Source organism: Staphylococcus sp. 11-B-312 (genome assembly GCF_016743055.1).
Lineage (GTDB): Bacteria > Bacillota > Bacilli > Staphylococcales > Staphylococcaceae > Staphylococcus > Staphylococcus ureilyticus.
On the sequence record NZ_CP068241.1, the window covers coordinates 23705 to 39398 of the forward strand.

Annotated in this window: 19 protein-coding genes and 2 tRNA genes; 14 read left to right on the forward strand and 7 right to left on the reverse strand. The window is 33.0% G+C overall.

Annotated features, from left to right (window positions below; genetic code table 11):
• Positions 1 to 50 precede the first annotated feature (50 nt).
• Positions 51 to 1271 (reverse strand): macrolide family glycosyltransferase, encoded by a 1221-nt coding sequence (locus tag JG554_RS00090; protein ID WP_070038549.1) that lies wholly within the window; start codon positions 1269 to 1271, stop codon positions 51 to 53.
• A gap of 300 nt (positions 1272 to 1571) precedes the next feature.
• On the opposite strand from JG554_RS00090, the gene JG554_RS00095 reads away from it, so the two are divergent.
• The 10 genes from JG554_RS00095 (at position 1572) to JG554_RS00140 (ending at position 10607) form a co-directional block, all read left to right on the forward strand.
• Positions 1572 to 1646 (forward strand) — tRNA-Glu (locus tag JG554_RS00095).
• A 6-nt stretch (positions 1647 to 1652) separates the two neighbouring features.
• Positions 1653 to 1725 (forward strand) — tRNA-Asp (locus JG554_RS00100).
• Positions 1726 to 2286: 561 nt separating this feature from the next.
• Entirely contained in the window at positions 2287 to 2988 is a 702-nt protein-coding gene (yycF, locus tag JG554_RS00105; RefSeq protein WP_019468531.1) for a response regulator YycF, read from the forward strand.
• A 13-nt stretch (positions 2989 to 3001) separates the two neighbouring features.
• Complete coding sequence (gene walK / locus JG554_RS00110; RefSeq protein WP_046207189.1) at positions 3002 to 4834, forward strand: cell wall metabolism sensor histidine kinase WalK; 1833 nt, start codon at positions 3002 to 3004, stop codon at positions 4832 to 4834.
• Positions 4824 to 6164 carry a YycH family regulatory protein gene (locus JG554_RS00115; RefSeq protein WP_070038552.1) on the forward strand — a complete coding sequence of 447 codons (1341 nt, stop codon included), beginning with the start codon at positions 4824 to 4826 and terminating at the stop codon, positions 6162 to 6164. The genes walK and JG554_RS00115 overlap by 11 nt, the downstream gene beginning before the upstream one ends.
• On the forward strand, positions 6165 to 6947 hold the full coding sequence (locus tag JG554_RS00120; protein ID WP_046207191.1) for a two-component system regulatory protein YycI: 783 nt from the start codon (positions 6165 to 6167) through the stop codon (positions 6945 to 6947).
• A 425-nt stretch (positions 6948 to 7372) separates the two neighbouring features.
• The gene (locus JG554_RS00125) at positions 7373 to 8173 is read left to right on the forward strand and encodes an MBL fold metallo-hydrolase (RefSeq protein WP_107360062.1); all 801 of its coding nucleotides are present in this window, start codon (positions 7373 to 7375) and stop codon (positions 8171 to 8173) included.
• A gap of 741 nt (positions 8174 to 8914) precedes the next feature.
• Positions 8915 to 9394 (forward strand): 23S rRNA (pseudouridine(1915)-N(3))-methyltransferase RlmH, encoded by a 480-nt coding sequence (gene rlmH, locus JG554_RS00130; RefSeq protein WP_046207193.1) that lies wholly within the window; start codon positions 8915 to 8917, stop codon positions 9392 to 9394.
• 235 nt (positions 9395 to 9629) lie between these two features.
• Positions 9630 to 10247, forward strand: a complete 618-nt coding sequence (locus tag JG554_RS00135; RefSeq protein WP_037538729.1) for a CadD family cadmium resistance transporter — start codon at positions 9630 to 9632, stop codon at positions 10245 to 10247.
• 18 nt (positions 10248 to 10265) lie between these two features.
• The gene (locus JG554_RS00140; protein ID WP_203265324.1) at positions 10266 to 10607 is read left to right on the forward strand and encodes an ArsR/SmtB family transcription factor; all 342 of its coding nucleotides are present in this window, start codon (positions 10266 to 10268) and stop codon (positions 10605 to 10607) included.
• 19 nt (positions 10608 to 10626) lie between these two features.
• Here JG554_RS00140 and arsC read toward each other — a convergent pair whose 3' ends face one another.
• The 3 genes from arsC to arsR are packed head-to-tail and all read right to left on the reverse strand — an operon-like array spanning position 10627 to position 12649.
• Positions 10627 to 11028: an arsenate reductase (thioredoxin) gene (arsC, locus tag JG554_RS00145; protein ID WP_061854114.1), complete on the reverse strand. Its 402-nt coding sequence runs from the start codon at positions 11026 to 11028 to the stop codon at positions 10627 to 10629.
• Positions 11029 to 11045: 17 nt separating this feature from the next.
• The gene (gene arsB / locus JG554_RS00150; protein ID WP_203265325.1) at positions 11046 to 12338 is read right to left on the reverse strand and encodes an arsenite efflux transporter membrane subunit ArsB; all 1293 of its coding nucleotides are present in this window, start codon (positions 12336 to 12338) and stop codon (positions 11046 to 11048) included.
• The gene (gene arsR, locus JG554_RS00155) at positions 12335 to 12649 is read right to left on the reverse strand and encodes an As(III)-sensing metalloregulatory transcriptional repressor ArsR (RefSeq protein WP_065865872.1); all 315 of its coding nucleotides are present in this window, start codon (positions 12647 to 12649) and stop codon (positions 12335 to 12337) included. The genes arsB and arsR overlap by 4 nt, the downstream gene beginning before the upstream one ends.
• Before the next feature lie 204 nt (positions 12650 to 12853).
• Here arsR and JG554_RS00160 point away from each other — a divergent pair, with 204 nt between their 5' ends.
• From JG554_RS00160 to JG554_RS00175, 4 genes are all read left to right on the forward strand, one after another.
• Positions 12854 to 13054 carry a hypothetical protein gene (locus tag JG554_RS00160; protein WP_002452584.1) on the forward strand — a complete coding sequence of 67 codons (201 nt, stop codon included), beginning with the start codon at positions 12854 to 12856 and terminating at the stop codon, positions 13052 to 13054.
• Between the two features lie 32 nt (positions 13055 to 13086).
• Complete coding sequence (locus tag JG554_RS00165) at positions 13087 to 13407, forward strand: ArsR/SmtB family transcription factor (RefSeq protein WP_065865873.1); 321 nt, start codon at positions 13087 to 13089, stop codon at positions 13405 to 13407.
• Between the two features lie 89 nt (positions 13408 to 13496).
• Positions 13497 to 14381: a permease gene (locus tag JG554_RS00170; RefSeq protein WP_065865874.1), complete on the forward strand. Its 885-nt coding sequence runs from the start codon at positions 13497 to 13499 to the stop codon at positions 14379 to 14381.
• Positions 14382 to 14394: 13 nt separating this feature from the next.
• A complete protein-coding gene (locus JG554_RS00175; protein ID WP_107529391.1) occupies positions 14395 to 14532 on the forward strand; it encodes a hypothetical protein in 138 nt (45 codons plus the stop codon).
• A gap of 133 nt (positions 14533 to 14665) precedes the next feature.
• Here JG554_RS00175 and JG554_RS00180 read toward each other — a convergent pair whose 3' ends face one another.
• Genes JG554_RS00180 through JG554_RS00185 form a run of 3 tightly spaced genes read right to left on the reverse strand, consistent with a single transcriptional unit; the run spans position 14666 to position 15678 of the window.
• Positions 14666 to 14845 (reverse strand): hypothetical protein, encoded by a 180-nt coding sequence (locus JG554_RS00180; RefSeq protein WP_203265405.1) that lies wholly within the window; start codon positions 14843 to 14845, stop codon positions 14666 to 14668.
• Positions 14846 to 14901: 56 nt separating this feature from the next.
• The gene (locus JG554_RS13150; RefSeq protein ID WP_229347794.1) at positions 14902 to 15114 is read right to left on the reverse strand and encodes a hypothetical protein; all 213 of its coding nucleotides are present in this window, start codon (positions 15112 to 15114) and stop codon (positions 14902 to 14904) included.
• Positions 15115 to 15138: 24 nt separating this feature from the next.
• Positions 15139 to 15678, reverse strand: a complete 540-nt coding sequence (locus JG554_RS00185) for an HTH domain-containing protein (protein ID WP_229347799.1) — start codon at positions 15676 to 15678, stop codon at positions 15139 to 15141.
• Positions 15679 to 15694: the final 16 nt, after the last annotated feature.

Below are 15694 nucleotides of genomic sequence, written 5' to 3' on the forward strand. Positions count from 1 at the left end.
ACACCTTGTTGATGTAGCCTGAGATGGACATCGTTACAAGGTGTTTTTATTTATATCGTTGAATGTGTTACATATTGATTACGAAAGTTTAGAATGTGATCGACTGCTAGCTGATAACCTGTTTTATTACTAGATTGTATAGATTTAACTTTTCTGATATTACGTTGATAGCTTGGTATTTCATCTAGCATGTTTAAGACGATTTGTTTTAAATCATGAGACGTTATATTTTCTAGTTGTAACTGACGACCAACAAGTAGTTTTTCGATTTGGCGAGCCACAACAGGTTGATCCGCGCTTTGTGGAAAAGCTAACATAGGTACTTCCATCAACATTGCTTCATTCGTACTATTCATACCAGCATGTGTTAAAAATAGTGTCGTATGTTGCAATAATTCTGTTTGTGGCACAACATGTTCAACAGTAAAATTAGATGGTATCGCATTGAAATCTTCAAGTTGATTATCATGACCGATTGATACAACAAATGAAGCATCGATATCTGCAAATGCTTCAAAGCAAAGATTGAAAAATTCAATATTTTGATTGAATACCGTTCCAAGAGAAATATAAACGACTGGTCGTGTGGTATCAATGTGATCCATAAAGCCAGAATCTTTAGGTTCGAGTATGGAAGGACCAACAAATTTGTAATATTCAGGGTCAAAGGCGTCATAACCGACTTGGAATCCTTTCATTACATAAGCGATATTAATATTTCCCGGGTTATTCATGACTTCAAAACGGGAAGGAATGGTTACATCATATGTTGATTCAACATGGGCTTTCAAAGTGTTAAATGTTTCATCAGCATGTTGAATTTCTTGTTTGCTCACAGTCGAAGTTAAATGATTAATGAATGTTTCAAAAGATGTTTTTGTATGGGCAAATGAAGATACTGATGAAATCGATGGTAAATTTAATTTTTGCGCTAATATATAACCGCAACTAAACATAGAATCATGAATCATATAATCAAAATGCTCATTTTCAGTTTCTCTTAAAATTTGTGGCACAATGATATCTACAGTTTTTAATAAACCATTGATCACATTAAATAAATGATGATTTTCATGATCAGTGAAAGCTGTCATAATCGCTTCTGTAGGTAACGTTCTAATTTCAGCACCAGTATCTTTCAATTTATCTTTATATATATCGCTCGCGTAGTAAACAACTTCTTCGCCACGATTGACTAGTTCTTTAACAACTGCAATTGTTGGGTTTACATGTCCAGCAGAACCTGGATTTACAAATAATATTTTTGCCAATATTGTGCCTCCTTATTTATACTAATTATAATTTTAGCAAAATAAATTTAAAACAAAAAAGATTTTGTATTTATTATTTGAGTTTTGAAATAAAAATGAAAAAGTAGATAATTATAGAGCAAATCACAGAGTATTGATGCTCAAAAATAAGTTATAAAGCAGATAAAATACTGATTTGTCAGCGTTGAGCATTATTTTCTTACTTTATACATTAATGATAGAAAATTATACTAAATAAATTTAAAAAATAGCTTGTCAACCATAATGAGAGTTGATATAATTTATCTTGTGCTTAAGAGAGGCTCCTTGGTCAAGCGGTTAAGACACCGCCCTTTCACGGCGGTAACACGGGTTCGAGTCCCGTAGGAGTCACCATTTTTAGGTCTCGTAGTGTAGCGGTTAACACGCCTGCCTGTCACGCAGGAGATCGCGGGTTCGATTCCCGTCGAGACCGTATTGCCCATCCAATAGGATGGGCATTTTTTTGTGCAATTTTCTAAGCTACATATTTCAAACTCAATTCAATTGAAGGTAGTAGTTATGGATGCATGAATTTTAAAGTGAGCGCCTTCGTGTGCATAACGAACTGATGCTAGGTGAATGGTCAATTTAAAATGTAGACTTTAAAATAATTCATGTTAGTGCAAATTAGCTCAGTTCATAAAAGTATCGTTGTAAACGTGATACATTTCCAGTATAGATGACTCATGTTCAAAATATGACAAAGGTATCTCAAAATAATCTTAGTCAAAATAACATGAACCTTGCTGAGATATGTATCACTTTTTTATAGACTATGGGCAATATAGTCGCACAGTGATATCATGTTGTGTAGGCTTAATATATCTATTATTAACCTATTAATAGTAAAAAATGTTATAATTTTACAATATACCAATTTATTTTTTTGTTTAGAAAAATAGAATTAGCACGCTATAAATGGTAAATTATATTATAGAGAAATGCGTAGAAAAATATGTAAACGTACTACAATTTAGAAATGAGGTTTATAAATATGGCTAGAAAAGTTGTGGTAGTAGATGACGAAAAACCAATTGCTGATATTTTAGAGTTCAACTTAAAAAAAGAAGGTTATGAAGTATTCTGTGCATATGATGGCAATGACGCAGTAGATTTAATATATGATGAAGAACCAGACATTGTCTTATTAGACATTATGTTACCTGGTCGCGATGGCATGGAAGTGTGCCGTGAAGTACGCAAAAAATATGAAATGCCAATTATTATGCTAACCGCAAAAGACTCAGAAATCGATAAAGTGTTGGGTCTTGAACTTGGTGCCGATGACTATGTGACGAAGCCATTTAGCACGCGTGAATTAATTGCGCGTGTCAAAGCAAACTTACGTCGTCATTATTCACAACCAGCACAAGAAGTGAACGATGCATCTAATGAAATTACAATAAAAGATATTGTTATCTATCCAGATGCATATTCTATTAAAAAACGTGGTACAGATATTGAATTAACACACCGTGAATTCGAACTGTTCCATTATTTATCTAAACACATGGGTCAAGTTATGACACGTGAACATTTATTACAAACTGTTTGGGGCTATGACTATTTTGGTGATGTACGTACAGTAGACGTAACGATTCGTCGCTTACGTGAAAAAATTGAAGACGATCCATCACATCCAGAATATATAGTGACACGCCGTGGTGTTGGATACTTCCTCCAACAACATGATTAGGGGACAATATTAAATGAAGTGGCTTAAACATTTTCAATCTCTACACACGAAACTTGTTATTGTCTATGTATTGTTAATCGTAATCGGTATGCAGATTATCGGTTTATACTTTACCAATAGTCTAGAAAAAGAATTAACACAAACATTTAAAAATAATATCTCGCAATACGCGAAACAAATAGAAATTAATATAGAAAAAGTCTATGACGAAGACAACTCGGTCAATGCACAAAAAGAAGTACAAAATTTATTGAATGAGTATGCTAATAGACAAGAAATAGAAGAAATTCGTTTTATTGATAAAGATCAAATTATCATGGCTACCTCAAAGCAGTCTACGCGTAGTCTAATAAATCAAAAAGCTAATGACAGCTCGATACAAAAAGCGCTATCTCTAGGAGAAATTAATAGCCATACGGTATTGAAAGACTATGGTAATGGTAAACAACGTGTGTGGGTCTACAATTTACCTGTGAAGACATCAGATGATGGGACAATTGGTGATGTTTATATAGAAGCAGATATCAATGATGTCTACAACCAATTGAGCAACATCAACCAAATCTTTATTGTTGGGACAGGCATCTCGCTATTAATTACTGTGATATTAGGTTTCTTTATTGCGCGCACAATCACAAAGCCAATTACTGATATGCGTAACCAAACTGTTGAGATGTCTAAAGGTAACTATACGCAACGTGTTAAAATTTACGGTAATGATGAAATTGGTGAACTTGCACTAGCCTTTAATAATTTATCCAAGCGTGTACAAGAAGCACAAGCAAATACGGAAAGTGAAAAACGACGCTTAGACTCTGTTATTACACATATGAGTGATGGTATTATCGCAACTGATCGTCGTGGCCGTGTGCGTATTGTCAACGATATGGCATTAACGATGCTAGGCATGATGAAAGAAGAAATTATCGGTCATTACATGTTAAATATGCTTAAATTAGAAGAAGACTTTTCATTAGATGAAATTCAAGAAAATAATGATAGTTTCTTATTAGATATCAATGAAAGTGAAGGCATTATTGCTCGTGTAAACTTCAGTACAATCGTACAAGAGACTGGCTTCGTTACAGGCTATATTGCTGTACTTCACGACGTAACAGAACAACAACAAGTGGAACAAGAACGTCGCGAATTCGTCGCAAATGTTTCACATGAATTACGTACGCCGTTAACGTCCATGAATAGTTATATCGAAGCATTAGAAAGCGGTGCATGGAAAGATGATGCGTTAGCCCCACAATTCCTATCAGTAACACGTGAAGAGACGGAACGTATGATTCGACTCGTTAACGATTTATTACAATTATCAAAAATGGATAACGAATCAGATCAGATTACCAAAGAAATTGTCGACTTTAACATGTTTATCAATAAAATCATTAACCGTCATGAAATGTCGGCGAAAGATACGACATTTGTACGTGAAATTCCAAAACAAACCATCTTTACAGAAATTGATCCAGATAAGATGACACAAGTGTTTGATAATGTCATTACCAACGCTATGAAGTATTCACGCGGCGATAAACGCGTTGAGTTTCACGTGAAACAGAACTCACTGTATAATCGTATGACTATTCGCGTTAAAGATAACGGCATTGGTATCCCTATCAATAAAGTAGATAAAATCTTTGACCGTTTCTATCGTGTAGATAAAGCACGGACACGAAAAATGGGTGGTACAGGATTAGGTTTAGCCATTTCTAAAGAAATCGTCGAAGCGCATAATGGTCGCATTTGGGCAAATAGTGTAGAAGGACAAGGTACGTCAATCTTTATTACGCTTCCATGTGAAGTACTAGAAGATGGTGATTGGGATGCAGAGTAAAGAGCTAATTAAATCTATTATCCTATTTCTTTTAGTACTCATGAGTGCGATTTTAACTTATATGACATGGAACTTTTCACCCGATTTGGCTAATGTAGATAAACAAGATAATAGTAAAAAAGAAGCGAAATCAAACACAATCGGTAAACCTTTGAAACAAGGCATGCCACAAGTAATTACACCATATCAAGTCATTCACTCAAAAGGTGAAAGCACAGAAGGTATGGAAGCAACACGCAGCAATGTCGAAGAAACAATTAAACCCTTAAAAAATCATCGTGTATTACACGCGGAACAAATGCATAGCAATCATAATTTAATTATTCCAGACTTGAGCGATGAATTTTTAGTATTGGACTTCACCTATGATATGCCACTCGCTACATATTTAGGTCAAGTTTTAAATATTAATGCCAAAGTACCCAACAACTTTAAATTTGATCGCCTGTTAATAGATAACAATCAAGATGGCAAAATTAAACTTTATGCGATAAGTAAAGATAGACACAATGTTGTACGTATGACGACAACGGTTAAGGCAGATAAATTCACGGAAGCATTGGAAAAGCAGCATAAACATATGCAACCTTACACAGAAATTATTACCAATAAAGATACGATAGATAAAGCGACACATATCTTTGCACCGAAGTCACCAAAAGGACAAAAATCCTACCATACAATCTATAATCACATTAGTGTGGATACCATGAATTCAATACTATTTAACGATTCTGTTGTAGTGCGTAGCTCAAGAAGTGGCTCAGTCACTTACAACAATAATACAGGTGTAGCCAATTACAACGATGAAACCGAAAAATATCGCTACACAAATCTATTAGAAGATGAAAACCGTTCAACAAACATGCAAGAAAGCATTCCAAGTACCTATGCATACATCAATAATCACGGTGGTTTTACAGATGATTTCAGATTGTTCCATACGGACGACAAACGTGGCGATCTGACTTATCAAATGTTCTTGAATGGACGACCAACGTTTAACGACGACGATTTAAATACATTGAAAGTCTCTTGGGGCAATAAAGGTATTTACGGCTATGCGCGTACGTTATTAAAAGCGAATGTGACGATTGATAGTGGCGAAAAAGAAGTCAACCTGCCAGGTGCTGAAACTGTGCGTACGGAACTCGCCAATAATCCTGAAATAGATTTCGAAAAGGTTACCAACATGACGATTGGTTACCGAATGGAAGATAAACAGGACAACGGAGATATAGAAATCCAGCGCAACAGTGAATTTAAGCCATGTTGGTATGTAGAGTACGATGACAAGTGGCGTGCATACAAAGATGGGGGGCTAGAATAAATGAACTGGAAACACACGAAAACGTTATTTATTTTTGTATTTATTCTAGTAAATATTAGCCTTATCATCATTTATATTGATAAAGTCAATAAATCTCATATTAACGATAGCGCTGAAGAAAATGCAGTGAATTTTAAACAAGAAAAAATAGAAATTCCTGAAAATTTGCCAAGCGTTAAAAATATAGAAATGCAATTACTCACTGCAAGATCTAATGATTTTTCATCTTATGCAAAAGCACGTTCAAGTATTTCAAGCGAAGCAGACGGTCAAAAAATCAAAGGTGAAATCAATGACCCGATTGATGTGAGTAATGACCAATACACAGATTTAAAATCATATGTTAAAGATAAAATCTTTAAAGGCCAAAATTACGAAATGAGTAAAATTGACGATAAACACGTCACCTTTGAACAGACTTACAACGATTTTCCAATAATGAACAATAGTAAAGCACAACTTAAATTTAATATCAATGACGATGGTAAAGCGTCGAGTTACAGACAAACCGCTATGAAATCGATAGAGCCATCAGAAGGTGCAAACAACGATAAGAAACAAGTAAATACTGCGAGAAGTTCGATAGAAGCACTGTATTATAATCGTTATCTTAAAAGAAACGATGAAGTGACCAACGTCCGACTCGGCTATTATACCGTCGTTAAAGAGCCTAACGTGCAAGTACTAGAAGCCAATTGGGAAATCAAAGTAAAACATAAAGACGAATCCAAGACATATTACGTCGAAGCCATTTCAGACAGTCCAAAGATAGTTGAAGAATAGTGCAAACATAGCGTTTATGACTTCACGCAAGCACAACGTTTAGTGAGTATTGAAAGATTTATCATAAAAATAAGAGAGCGGATATACGAAATCAAAAGTATATCCGCTCTTTTATTTTGTACTTTGAGACACAGTATTTTAAAAAACAAGACACCACATTAAACATTAAATTCAATTTAAGCTACAAAGTATGTTAAAATAGATTATTGTTAAATCAAAGTTATAAACCAACTGCGTTGATTTAAGATGAACGCATGTAAACATAAATATGTACCACATAGGATAGTTCAAAAGTACATAATTTAAAAAACAGTTTCAGCAGATATAAAAAACTTTAATAATTAGACAGAGGGCATGTTGAGGTCACATAAACCGTAGACTGCCTATACAAATTATAAGCAACGAGTGTTTATCGATTAGAAAGGGTGAATCGCTTGATACGAATGAGTGTCTTAGCGAGTGGTAGTACAGGAAACGCCACTTATGTAGAAAGTGATAAAGGTAGTATTCTCGTCGATGCAGGCCTGACAGGTAAGAAAATGGAAGAACTGTTTGGCCAGATCGACAAACAAATTAAGCATTTAAACGGCATTTTAGTAACACATGAACATTCCGACCATATCAAAGGCCTCGGTGTCTTAGCGCGTAAATACGGATTGCCAATATACGCAAACGAAAAAACATGGACAGCGATTGAAAAGAAAGATAGTAAAATCCCAATGGATCAGAAATTCATTTTTAATCCATACGAGACTAAGTCTATTGCAGGCTTTGATATTGAATCATTCAACGTGTCTCACGATGCCATAGATCCACAGTTTTATATCTTCCATAATAATTATAAAAAATTCACGATACTTACAGACACAGGTTACGTTTCAGATCGCATGAAAGGCATGATTCAAGGCAGTGATGCTTTCGTATTCGAAAGTAATCACGACGTTGACATGCTTCGTATGTGCGGCTATCCATGGAAGACAAAACAACGTATCCTTAGTGATATGGGACACGTATCTAATGAAGATGCAGGGCTTGCCATGACAGACGTCATTACAGGCAACACGAAACGCATCTATCTATCCCACTTATCACAAGACAACAACATGAAAGATCTTGCCCGCATGAGCGTTGGCCAAGTCCTAAACGAACACGACATCGATACAGAGAAAGAAGTGCTCCTCTGCGACACAGACAAAGCTCAAGCCACACCAATATACACACTATAGTAAGAAGCCCTTGCCCTTCATTGAAGAAGCGGTTAGGGCTTTTTTGTGCATTAATCCAAGACTACTGTAAGCTATTGTTGAAATGGCATGTTTGAATAGATAGATGATTTTGATGGATTTGCTGAAGATGATGCAAGTCGTAGTTAGCATATGGAGTAAAATTGAGTATTTTTTAACACGATGGCTAAACGTAAATCTAGTTAAAGCACCAGTTTTCATATTATTGAGTTATCGGAGACTTATGCATGAGCCTTAGCTTAGTCTCACTTTAACGCTAGTCATCTTGCTGTGATGACACAATGAAATCATTTTAACTAAATTAGAGGTTTGTTTAACAAGCGATTTTTATAAAATGATTAGTCCATTAAAGTAGTTACATATATGCATTTACCTTATAATTTATAAACAGTGGATAACTTACCTAATAGCTTGAACGAACATGATATTTTGTAAAATAAGCGTAAATTTTGTGAATAAGTATGTAAGACAATCGGCAACTTATCCACGTATTTATCCAAAGTTATCCAGAGATGTGCACAATTAACATAGAAATACCCACATTATACACAGGGTTATCCACAAATAAACAGGTTATCCACCGCTACTTGTGAAAAAAACGTAAATTATTTTAAATTATCGTATACATTCCTGTTATAATAAGAGGGAATTGTGTGAATAAGTGTATAACTTGTGGATAAGTCTAATAACTATTGATTTTTAAGCTTTTACAGGAGGCAAATTATGAAAATTACTATACTTGCAGTTGGCAAATTAAAAGAAAAATACTGGAAACAAGCAATTGCTGAATACGAAAAACGTTTAGGTGCATATTCCAAAATTGAAATTATCGAAGTACCAGATGAAAAAGCACCCGAAAATATGAGTGACAAAGAAGTTGAACAAGTGAAAGAAAAAGAAGGCCAACGCTTACTAGCAAAAGTAAAACCACAATCCACAGTCATTACCTTAGAAATAAAAGGCAATATGCTGACTTCTGAAGGACTTGCTAAAGAATTAGAAAGCCGCATGACACGCGGTCAAAGCGACTTCACATTTATTATCGGTGGTTCCAATGGCTTGCATCAAGACGTCTTAAACAGAAGCGACTACGCCCTATCATTCAGTAAAATGACATTTCCACACCAGATGATGCGCGTCGTCTTAATCGAGCAAGTCTACCGTGCGTTTAAAATCATGCGTGGTGAAGCGTATCATAAATGATGCGGTTTTTATAAGGTTCTTCTTATTGGTGAAATTGTTAAAAAAACAAAATGCAATGAACTGACAAATTAAAATCGCTTTAAGTCGTATTCTCAAAGAATCTATAAATCACTCGTATGTACACAGCCCCTTACTATCAGTTAAAGTGTCACTTTTCGGTTCTAATATTTATTATTCATAAGATATGCAATATATGATACAATTCATTCAAATGTATATTTGAATGAGGTGCTCTATGGTTCAGACTATTATAACTGCGGCAATACTTTATATTGCAACTGCGGTAGATTTATTAGTGATTTTATTAATATTTTTTGCTAGAGCAAAGACTAGAAAAGAATATAGGGATATTTATATAGGTCAATATTTAGGATCGATTATCCTCATATTAGTCAGTTTATTTTTAGCTTTTGTGTTACATTATGTTCCAGAGAAATGGATATTAGGTTTATTAGGTTTGATCCCCATCTACTTAGGTATAAAAGTTGCTATTTATGATGATTGTGAAGGTGAAAAAAGAGCAAAAAAAGAATTAAACGAAAAAGGTTTGTCCAAATTAGTAGGGACTGTTTCTTTAGTGACAATTGCAAGTTGTGGTGCAGATAATATTGGTTTATTTGTCCCTTATTTTGTAGCATTGGATATTATTGAATTACTGACTACCTTAATTGTATTTTTAGTTTTAATTTTCTTTTTAGTATTCACAGCACAAAAACTAGCTAGAATTCCTGGTGTGGGTGAAATTGTTGAGAAATTCAGTCGTTGGATTATGGCTGTTATTTACATAGCATTGGGCTTATTTATTATTATTGAAAATGAAACCATACAAACGATATTAGGATTTATATTATAAATTAAGGTGTGACTTAATATGAGTAACAATAAAATTTGTGACGTCATTTGTGTTCATGAGGAAAAAGTGAATTATGCTTTAAGATTTTTAAAAGAAGAAAAAACTCAACGGCTTATCAATACATTATTAAAGATAAGTGATGAGAATAAGCTGAAAATTATATTAGCTCTAATTAAAGAGAAAGAATTATGTGTTTGTGACTTATCTATAACATTAGGTTTGAGTATAGCTTCAACATCACATCATTTGAGAGCTCTGTATAAAAGAGACGTGCTGGATTTTTACAAGGATGGGAAAATGACATACTATTATATCAAAGATATAGAAATGAAATCATTATTAATAAAATGTATGACTTAAATATAAAGAAACGCTCACATTAAACGAGCGTTTCTTTGAATTCTTGTATTCTTTTTCCAATTTCATCTCTAACACGTTGAAATTCTGGCCATTCTTTTCCTGCTGGATCATCAAAGCCCCAGTGTTCTTTTTTAACATTAGGTGGTAATATAGGGCAATTATCGTCTGCATCACTACATAATGTTACGACCAAAGCTGACTGTTCTAAGATATCACTATCAATCAAATCTGATGTATGGTTTGAGATATCAATATCCACTTCTTTCATAGCTTCTATTGCTTTAGGATTAACACCATGTGTTTCAATACCAGCAGAATAGACATTCCAATCTTCACCCAATATTTCTTTTCCCCAACCTTCAGCCATTTGGCTACGACAAGAGTTTCCTGTACATATAAAATAAATTGTTTTCTTATCCATAATTAAAGCCTCTTTTCTTAAAATATGATTAGTGAAAGGTATAAACCTAAGAGTGTTACAAATAGGACCGGAATAGTAATGATAATTCCAGTTTTAAAGTATGTTCCCCACGAAATTTTCACACCTTTTTGTGTTAAGACATGTAGCCACAATAATGTTGCTAAAGAACCAATCGGTGTTATTTTAGGTCCTAAATCAGAACCTATGACATTCGCATAAACCATACCTTCTTTAATTGTTCCAACTACATTCGATTGTCCGATAGCAATTGCATCTATTAAAACTGTAGGCATATTATTCATAATTGATGATAACAAAGCAGATATAAAGCCCATGCCCATAACACTACTGAATAGTCCATAACTTGAAATATTGGATAATGCATCAGCTAAAATTGTGGTGATGCCTACGTTTTTCAAGCCGAATACGACTAAATACATACCAATTGAAAATAGGACAATATTCCATGGTGCACCTTTAATTACTTGTTTCGTATGCACAGCTTCGGAATTGCGAGCTAACAGTACAAAGATAATAGCAATAATACCAGCAATGATTGATACAGGGATTTGAATAAACTCACTAACAAGATAACCCACAAGTAGTATTGCTAATACAATCCATGAAATCTTAAATAATTTAGAATCTTTAATTGCATTTTTAGGATGTGAAAGATTTTCTGTATCGAACGTTTTAGGTATAGATTTTCTGAAATATAACCATAAAACGAGAATACTAGCAATCAGAGAGAATATATTAGGAATAATCATTCGACTAAAATATTCAATAAATCCAATATCGAAGTAATCTGCAGAAACGATATTAACTAAGTTACTTACAATTAAGGGTAGTGATGTAGTATCAGCGATAAAGCCACTGGCAATAATAAAGGGGAAAATCACTTTTTTATTAAACCCTAGATTTCTTACCATCGCTAATACAATAGGCGTTAAGATTAAAGCCGCACCATCATTTGCGAAAAATGCTGCTACAATTGCCCCAAGTAACATAATAAAAACAAACATTTTTAAGCCATTACCGTTTGAAGCCTTGACCATATGTATTGCAGACCATTCAAAAAAACCAATTTCATCTAATATTAATGAAATTAGAATAACAGCTACAAAAGTTAAAGTTGCATTCCAAACAATACCGGTTACTTCTAATACATCGGAAAAACTTACGACTCCTGTAAAGATAGCAACAACAGCTCCAATTAAAGCTGTAATACCAATATCTAAACCTTTTGGTTGCCATATCACAAAGATTAAAGTTAACAAGAAGATTATAATTGCTAAAATGGTCATCAACAGTCACCTGATTTCACATTTTTACATACACATCTTTGATTAGATGTATTAATGATGTTTAAGTTTTGAATAATATCATCTAAAATAGCATGATTAAGTTGATACCAATGTTTGTTGCCGTCTTTTCGTGTTGTAACTAATTCGTTATCTACTAATGACTTCATATGATGACTTAGTGTAGGTTGTGAGAATTGAAAGTGTTCTAATAAGTCACAAGCGCATAGCTCACCACAAGAAAGTAAATCTAATATTTCTAACCTGCTTGGATCTGATAAAACTTTTAATATTGCTGATAATTCTTTATAAGACATAAATAATACCTCCTTTTCATTACATAGATTAACATCTATATAGTTTTATGTCTATGTAGTTTTTTGACTAATTTTAGTATTAGATTAGAATGCGTCCTAAATAACTAGTTTTATTATCTTGCAAAAGTTGAAATAATAATTTATATTTAATACATCAAAAAAATTGATGTATCATTTTAGTATTTTATAAAGGAGTTCGATTTTATGAGAATAAATCATGCAGGTACATTATCTGTTGATTATTTTGTTAGCTACTTAAATCTAATTATGATATCAAGAGAAGTTTCTTTAAAAGAAGCTATATCATATATGAAAAATGAATTCTTTAAAGGAGAACCTGACATGTATGGTAAAATAACAGAAACTCATTTTAATCAAGCAATACAAGAACTCAAACAAAAATAGAAATATCTATATATAAGAGAGGTGATTATTTAATGGAAATTATTAAGTCCAGTCCTAATAGAAGTGAGGAAGAAAAATTAGACTTTTATGAACAGATGTTTAATGCGCTAGCTGATAAAATCAGGCTTAAAATTCTACAATCAATACGTCAAAGCGATTCAAAATCTTTATGTGTTTGTGATCTAGAAGAATTATTAGCGTTAAAACAATCTAAACTTTCCTATCATTTAAAAAAATTAGTAGATGCAAATATTCTTATTGCTGAAAAGCATGGCACATGGAATTATTATAAAATTAATGAGCAACAAATACAGGTGGTTTTAAATGAAGATACTTGCTGTAAGATACTTTAAGTATCTTCTTTATAACATAGAATTAATCAAATTTTTTGATTAATACATCAAGAAAAAGTTGATTAAATGAATTCGGAGGCGTTATACTAATGATAGATTCAATTATGGAATTCATAAAAACATTTCTGATGTTATTTTTTGAATTATTATTACTATTTATAGTAGTGAGTTTTATAGTAAGTCTGATTCAACAAGTTGTTTCAGAAGAAAAAATTAAAAAGCTTTTGAGCAAACCTAATAAAGCTGTCAATTACATATTAGGTATGGTGTTTGGTGCTGTTACACCATTTTGTTCTTGTTCAACTATTCCAATACTTGCAGGTCTATTAAATTCCAAAGTTCCTTTTGGTCCGGCTATGAGTTTTTTGATTGCTTCACCATTAATGAACCCATTAATGATATTTATGTTATGGGCTTTATTAGGATGGAAAGTAGCCATTGTTTATTTTGTAGTACTAGCAATTTTCAGTATTTTAACAGGTTTAGTATTTTCAAAAATGAATTTAGCTGAAAGTTATAAAGGGGTCAATGTTAAAGGTGATGGATTTTTTGCTAATAAAACAGGATCTCGTTTTAAACAAGCATTAAACGATGCGTGGGCATTTTTATACCCAATGTTACCTTATCTATTTATTGGTGTATTTATTGGTGCCTTTATATATGGATTCATACCTGAAGAATTTATAACTAAGTATGCAAGTGGTGATGGTTTTATATCGGTGTTTATTGCTTCTGTTATCGGTATCCCTATGTATATCAGACCAGAAACAATGTTACCTATAGCCGAAGCATTAGTATCAAAAGGTATGTCGCTAGGAACAGTAGTTGCATTAATAATTGGTGGTGCTGGCGCAAGTATTCCAGAGGTCGTATTGCTATCTAAGCTATTCAAGAAAAAATTTGTAATATCATTCATTATTGCAATTTTAATTGTAGCCATTGCTACAGGTTTGATTGTGAATATCATTATTTAAAGGAGGTGAAATAATGGGTATTAAAGACGCATTAAAAAAAATAAAACCTCAAGAACAGTCATGTTGTTCGGTAGAAATTGAGGAAAAGAACGAAAAAAAAGAAAAAGATGAAAAAGAGCAAGAAGATAATAACAATTGCTGTAACAAGTAATATAAGGGCCTGGAATTTATATCCAGGCCCTTATATTAATCTATTTTGCTACGCTTTTCTATATTTATTCTACAATAATTAAAAAAGGACATATTTTGAAATCAATGTGTCTTTGAAAATGGTTACCTCTATATTATGCTTTGATTTCTACAGGTTCACTAAAGTGATTTTCTATAATTCTTGTTATTTCTTTACCTAGTGGTCCATTTATTGTGAAAGTTCTTTTGAAATAAGAACCTAAAATACCTAGACCTGCTGTTGCACCGACACCTTTTCCAATGCCTTTGCCTATCGTTTTTATGATGTTACTCATGATTATCATTCCTTTCATTATAATTAATATTATTTGTAAAACATTGTCTGCTTGGTTTACTTTTGAACTTGTTGTTTTAAATATGTTAATTGTAGTAAAAGTAATTCATCAATCACTTGTTCTCTTAAATCAGGGGGTGAAATGATACGTATATTGGATTGATATATAAAACGGAGTTGAATAGCTTCGACTCTTGTCATCTTGAAAGTGACAATAAGATAATGTGCATCATATTTTTCTATTACATGAATTTGATAAAATCGATGCATTTTTGACCACACATCTTTACCGATTTAAAACGTGATATAGGTTTGTAACTTTGATTTTTCTTGTATATCCACGGATTTTTCAGACAAACTCAGATTCATTTGATTAATATCATCTATATAAATTTCATTCATTGCGCGAACAACTAATGATGCTGGCAAAATACCTGTTTGATTTTTATCAATTTCAAAGCGGTCAAGATATTTTAGTAATGTAGTTCGATGACCTGAATGATGTTTGATGATTAATAATTTAAGATATTGATAAAAGTAATGACTTAATTTGGGTGTCGTCAGGTATAAAGCAGTCAAAATATCATACATAAAATGCATATTTTCATGCTTATCTTGTTCGAGCTTATAACTTTCTGATTTATAATCGTACGTGATTGCTTTAGGTGTACTGATCCACGATTTACTTTCATATAAGAAGTTTCTGGTATCGTCGATATCTCTTTGTATCGTCCTAGGACTCGTATTGAGTTCTAATGTAAGTGATTGTTTGTTGACGGATTTATTCTGTAGTAAACGATGGTATATTGTTAATATTCGAAATGCACGATCCAATATGTCACCTCCTTTA

Excerpts from the sequence above, each read along its gene's own strand:
- JG554_RS00175 (WP_107529391.1), top strand. The coding sequence starts at position 14,395 with ATGGGTATTAAAGACGCATTAAAAAAAATAAAACCTCAAGAACAGTCA.
- JG554_RS00120 (WP_046207191.1), top strand. The coding sequence starts at position 6,165 with ATGAACTGGAAACACACGAAAACGTTATTTATTTTTGTATTTATTCTA.
- JG554_RS13150 (WP_229347794.1), bottom strand. The coding sequence starts at position 15,114 with ATGCATCGATTTTATCAAATTCATGTAATAGAAAAATATGATGCACAT.
- arsC (WP_061854114.1), bottom strand. The coding sequence starts at position 11,028 with ATGGATAAGAAAACAATTTATTTTATATGTACAGGAAACTCTTGTCGT.
- JG554_RS00115 (WP_070038552.1), top strand. The coding sequence starts at position 4,824 with ATGCAGAGTAAAGAGCTAATTAAATCTATTATCCTATTTCTTTTAGTA.
- walK (WP_046207189.1), top strand. The coding sequence starts at position 3,002 with ATGAAGTGGCTTAAACATTTTCAATCTCTACACACGAAACTTGTTATT.
- JG554_RS00170 (WP_065865874.1), top strand. The coding sequence starts at position 13,497 with ATGATAGATTCAATTATGGAATTCATAAAAACATTTCTGATGTTATTT.
- JG554_RS00135 (WP_037538729.1), top strand. The coding sequence starts at position 9,630 with ATGGTTCAGACTATTATAACTGCGGCAATACTTTATATTGCAACTGCG.
- JG554_RS00180 (WP_203265405.1), bottom strand. The coding sequence starts at position 14,845 with ATGAGTAACATCATAAAAACGATAGGCAAAGGCATTGGAAAAGGTGTC.
- rlmH (WP_046207193.1), top strand. The coding sequence starts at position 8,915 with ATGAAAATTACTATACTTGCAGTTGGCAAATTAAAAGAAAAATACTGG.
- arsR (WP_065865872.1), bottom strand. The coding sequence starts at position 12,649 with ATGTCTTATAAAGAATTATCAGCAATATTAAAAGTTTTATCAGATCCA.
- JG554_RS00140 (WP_203265324.1), top strand. The coding sequence starts at position 10,266 with ATGAGTAACAATAAAATTTGTGACGTCATTTGTGTTCATGAGGAAAAA.
- JG554_RS00160 (WP_002452584.1), top strand. The coding sequence starts at position 12,854 with ATGAGAATAAATCATGCAGGTACATTATCTGTTGATTATTTTGTTAGC.
- JG554_RS00165 (WP_065865873.1), top strand. The coding sequence starts at position 13,087 with ATGGAAATTATTAAGTCCAGTCCTAATAGAAGTGAGGAAGAAAAATTA.
- yycF (WP_019468531.1), top strand. The coding sequence starts at position 2,287 with ATGGCTAGAAAAGTTGTGGTAGTAGATGACGAAAAACCAATTGCTGAT.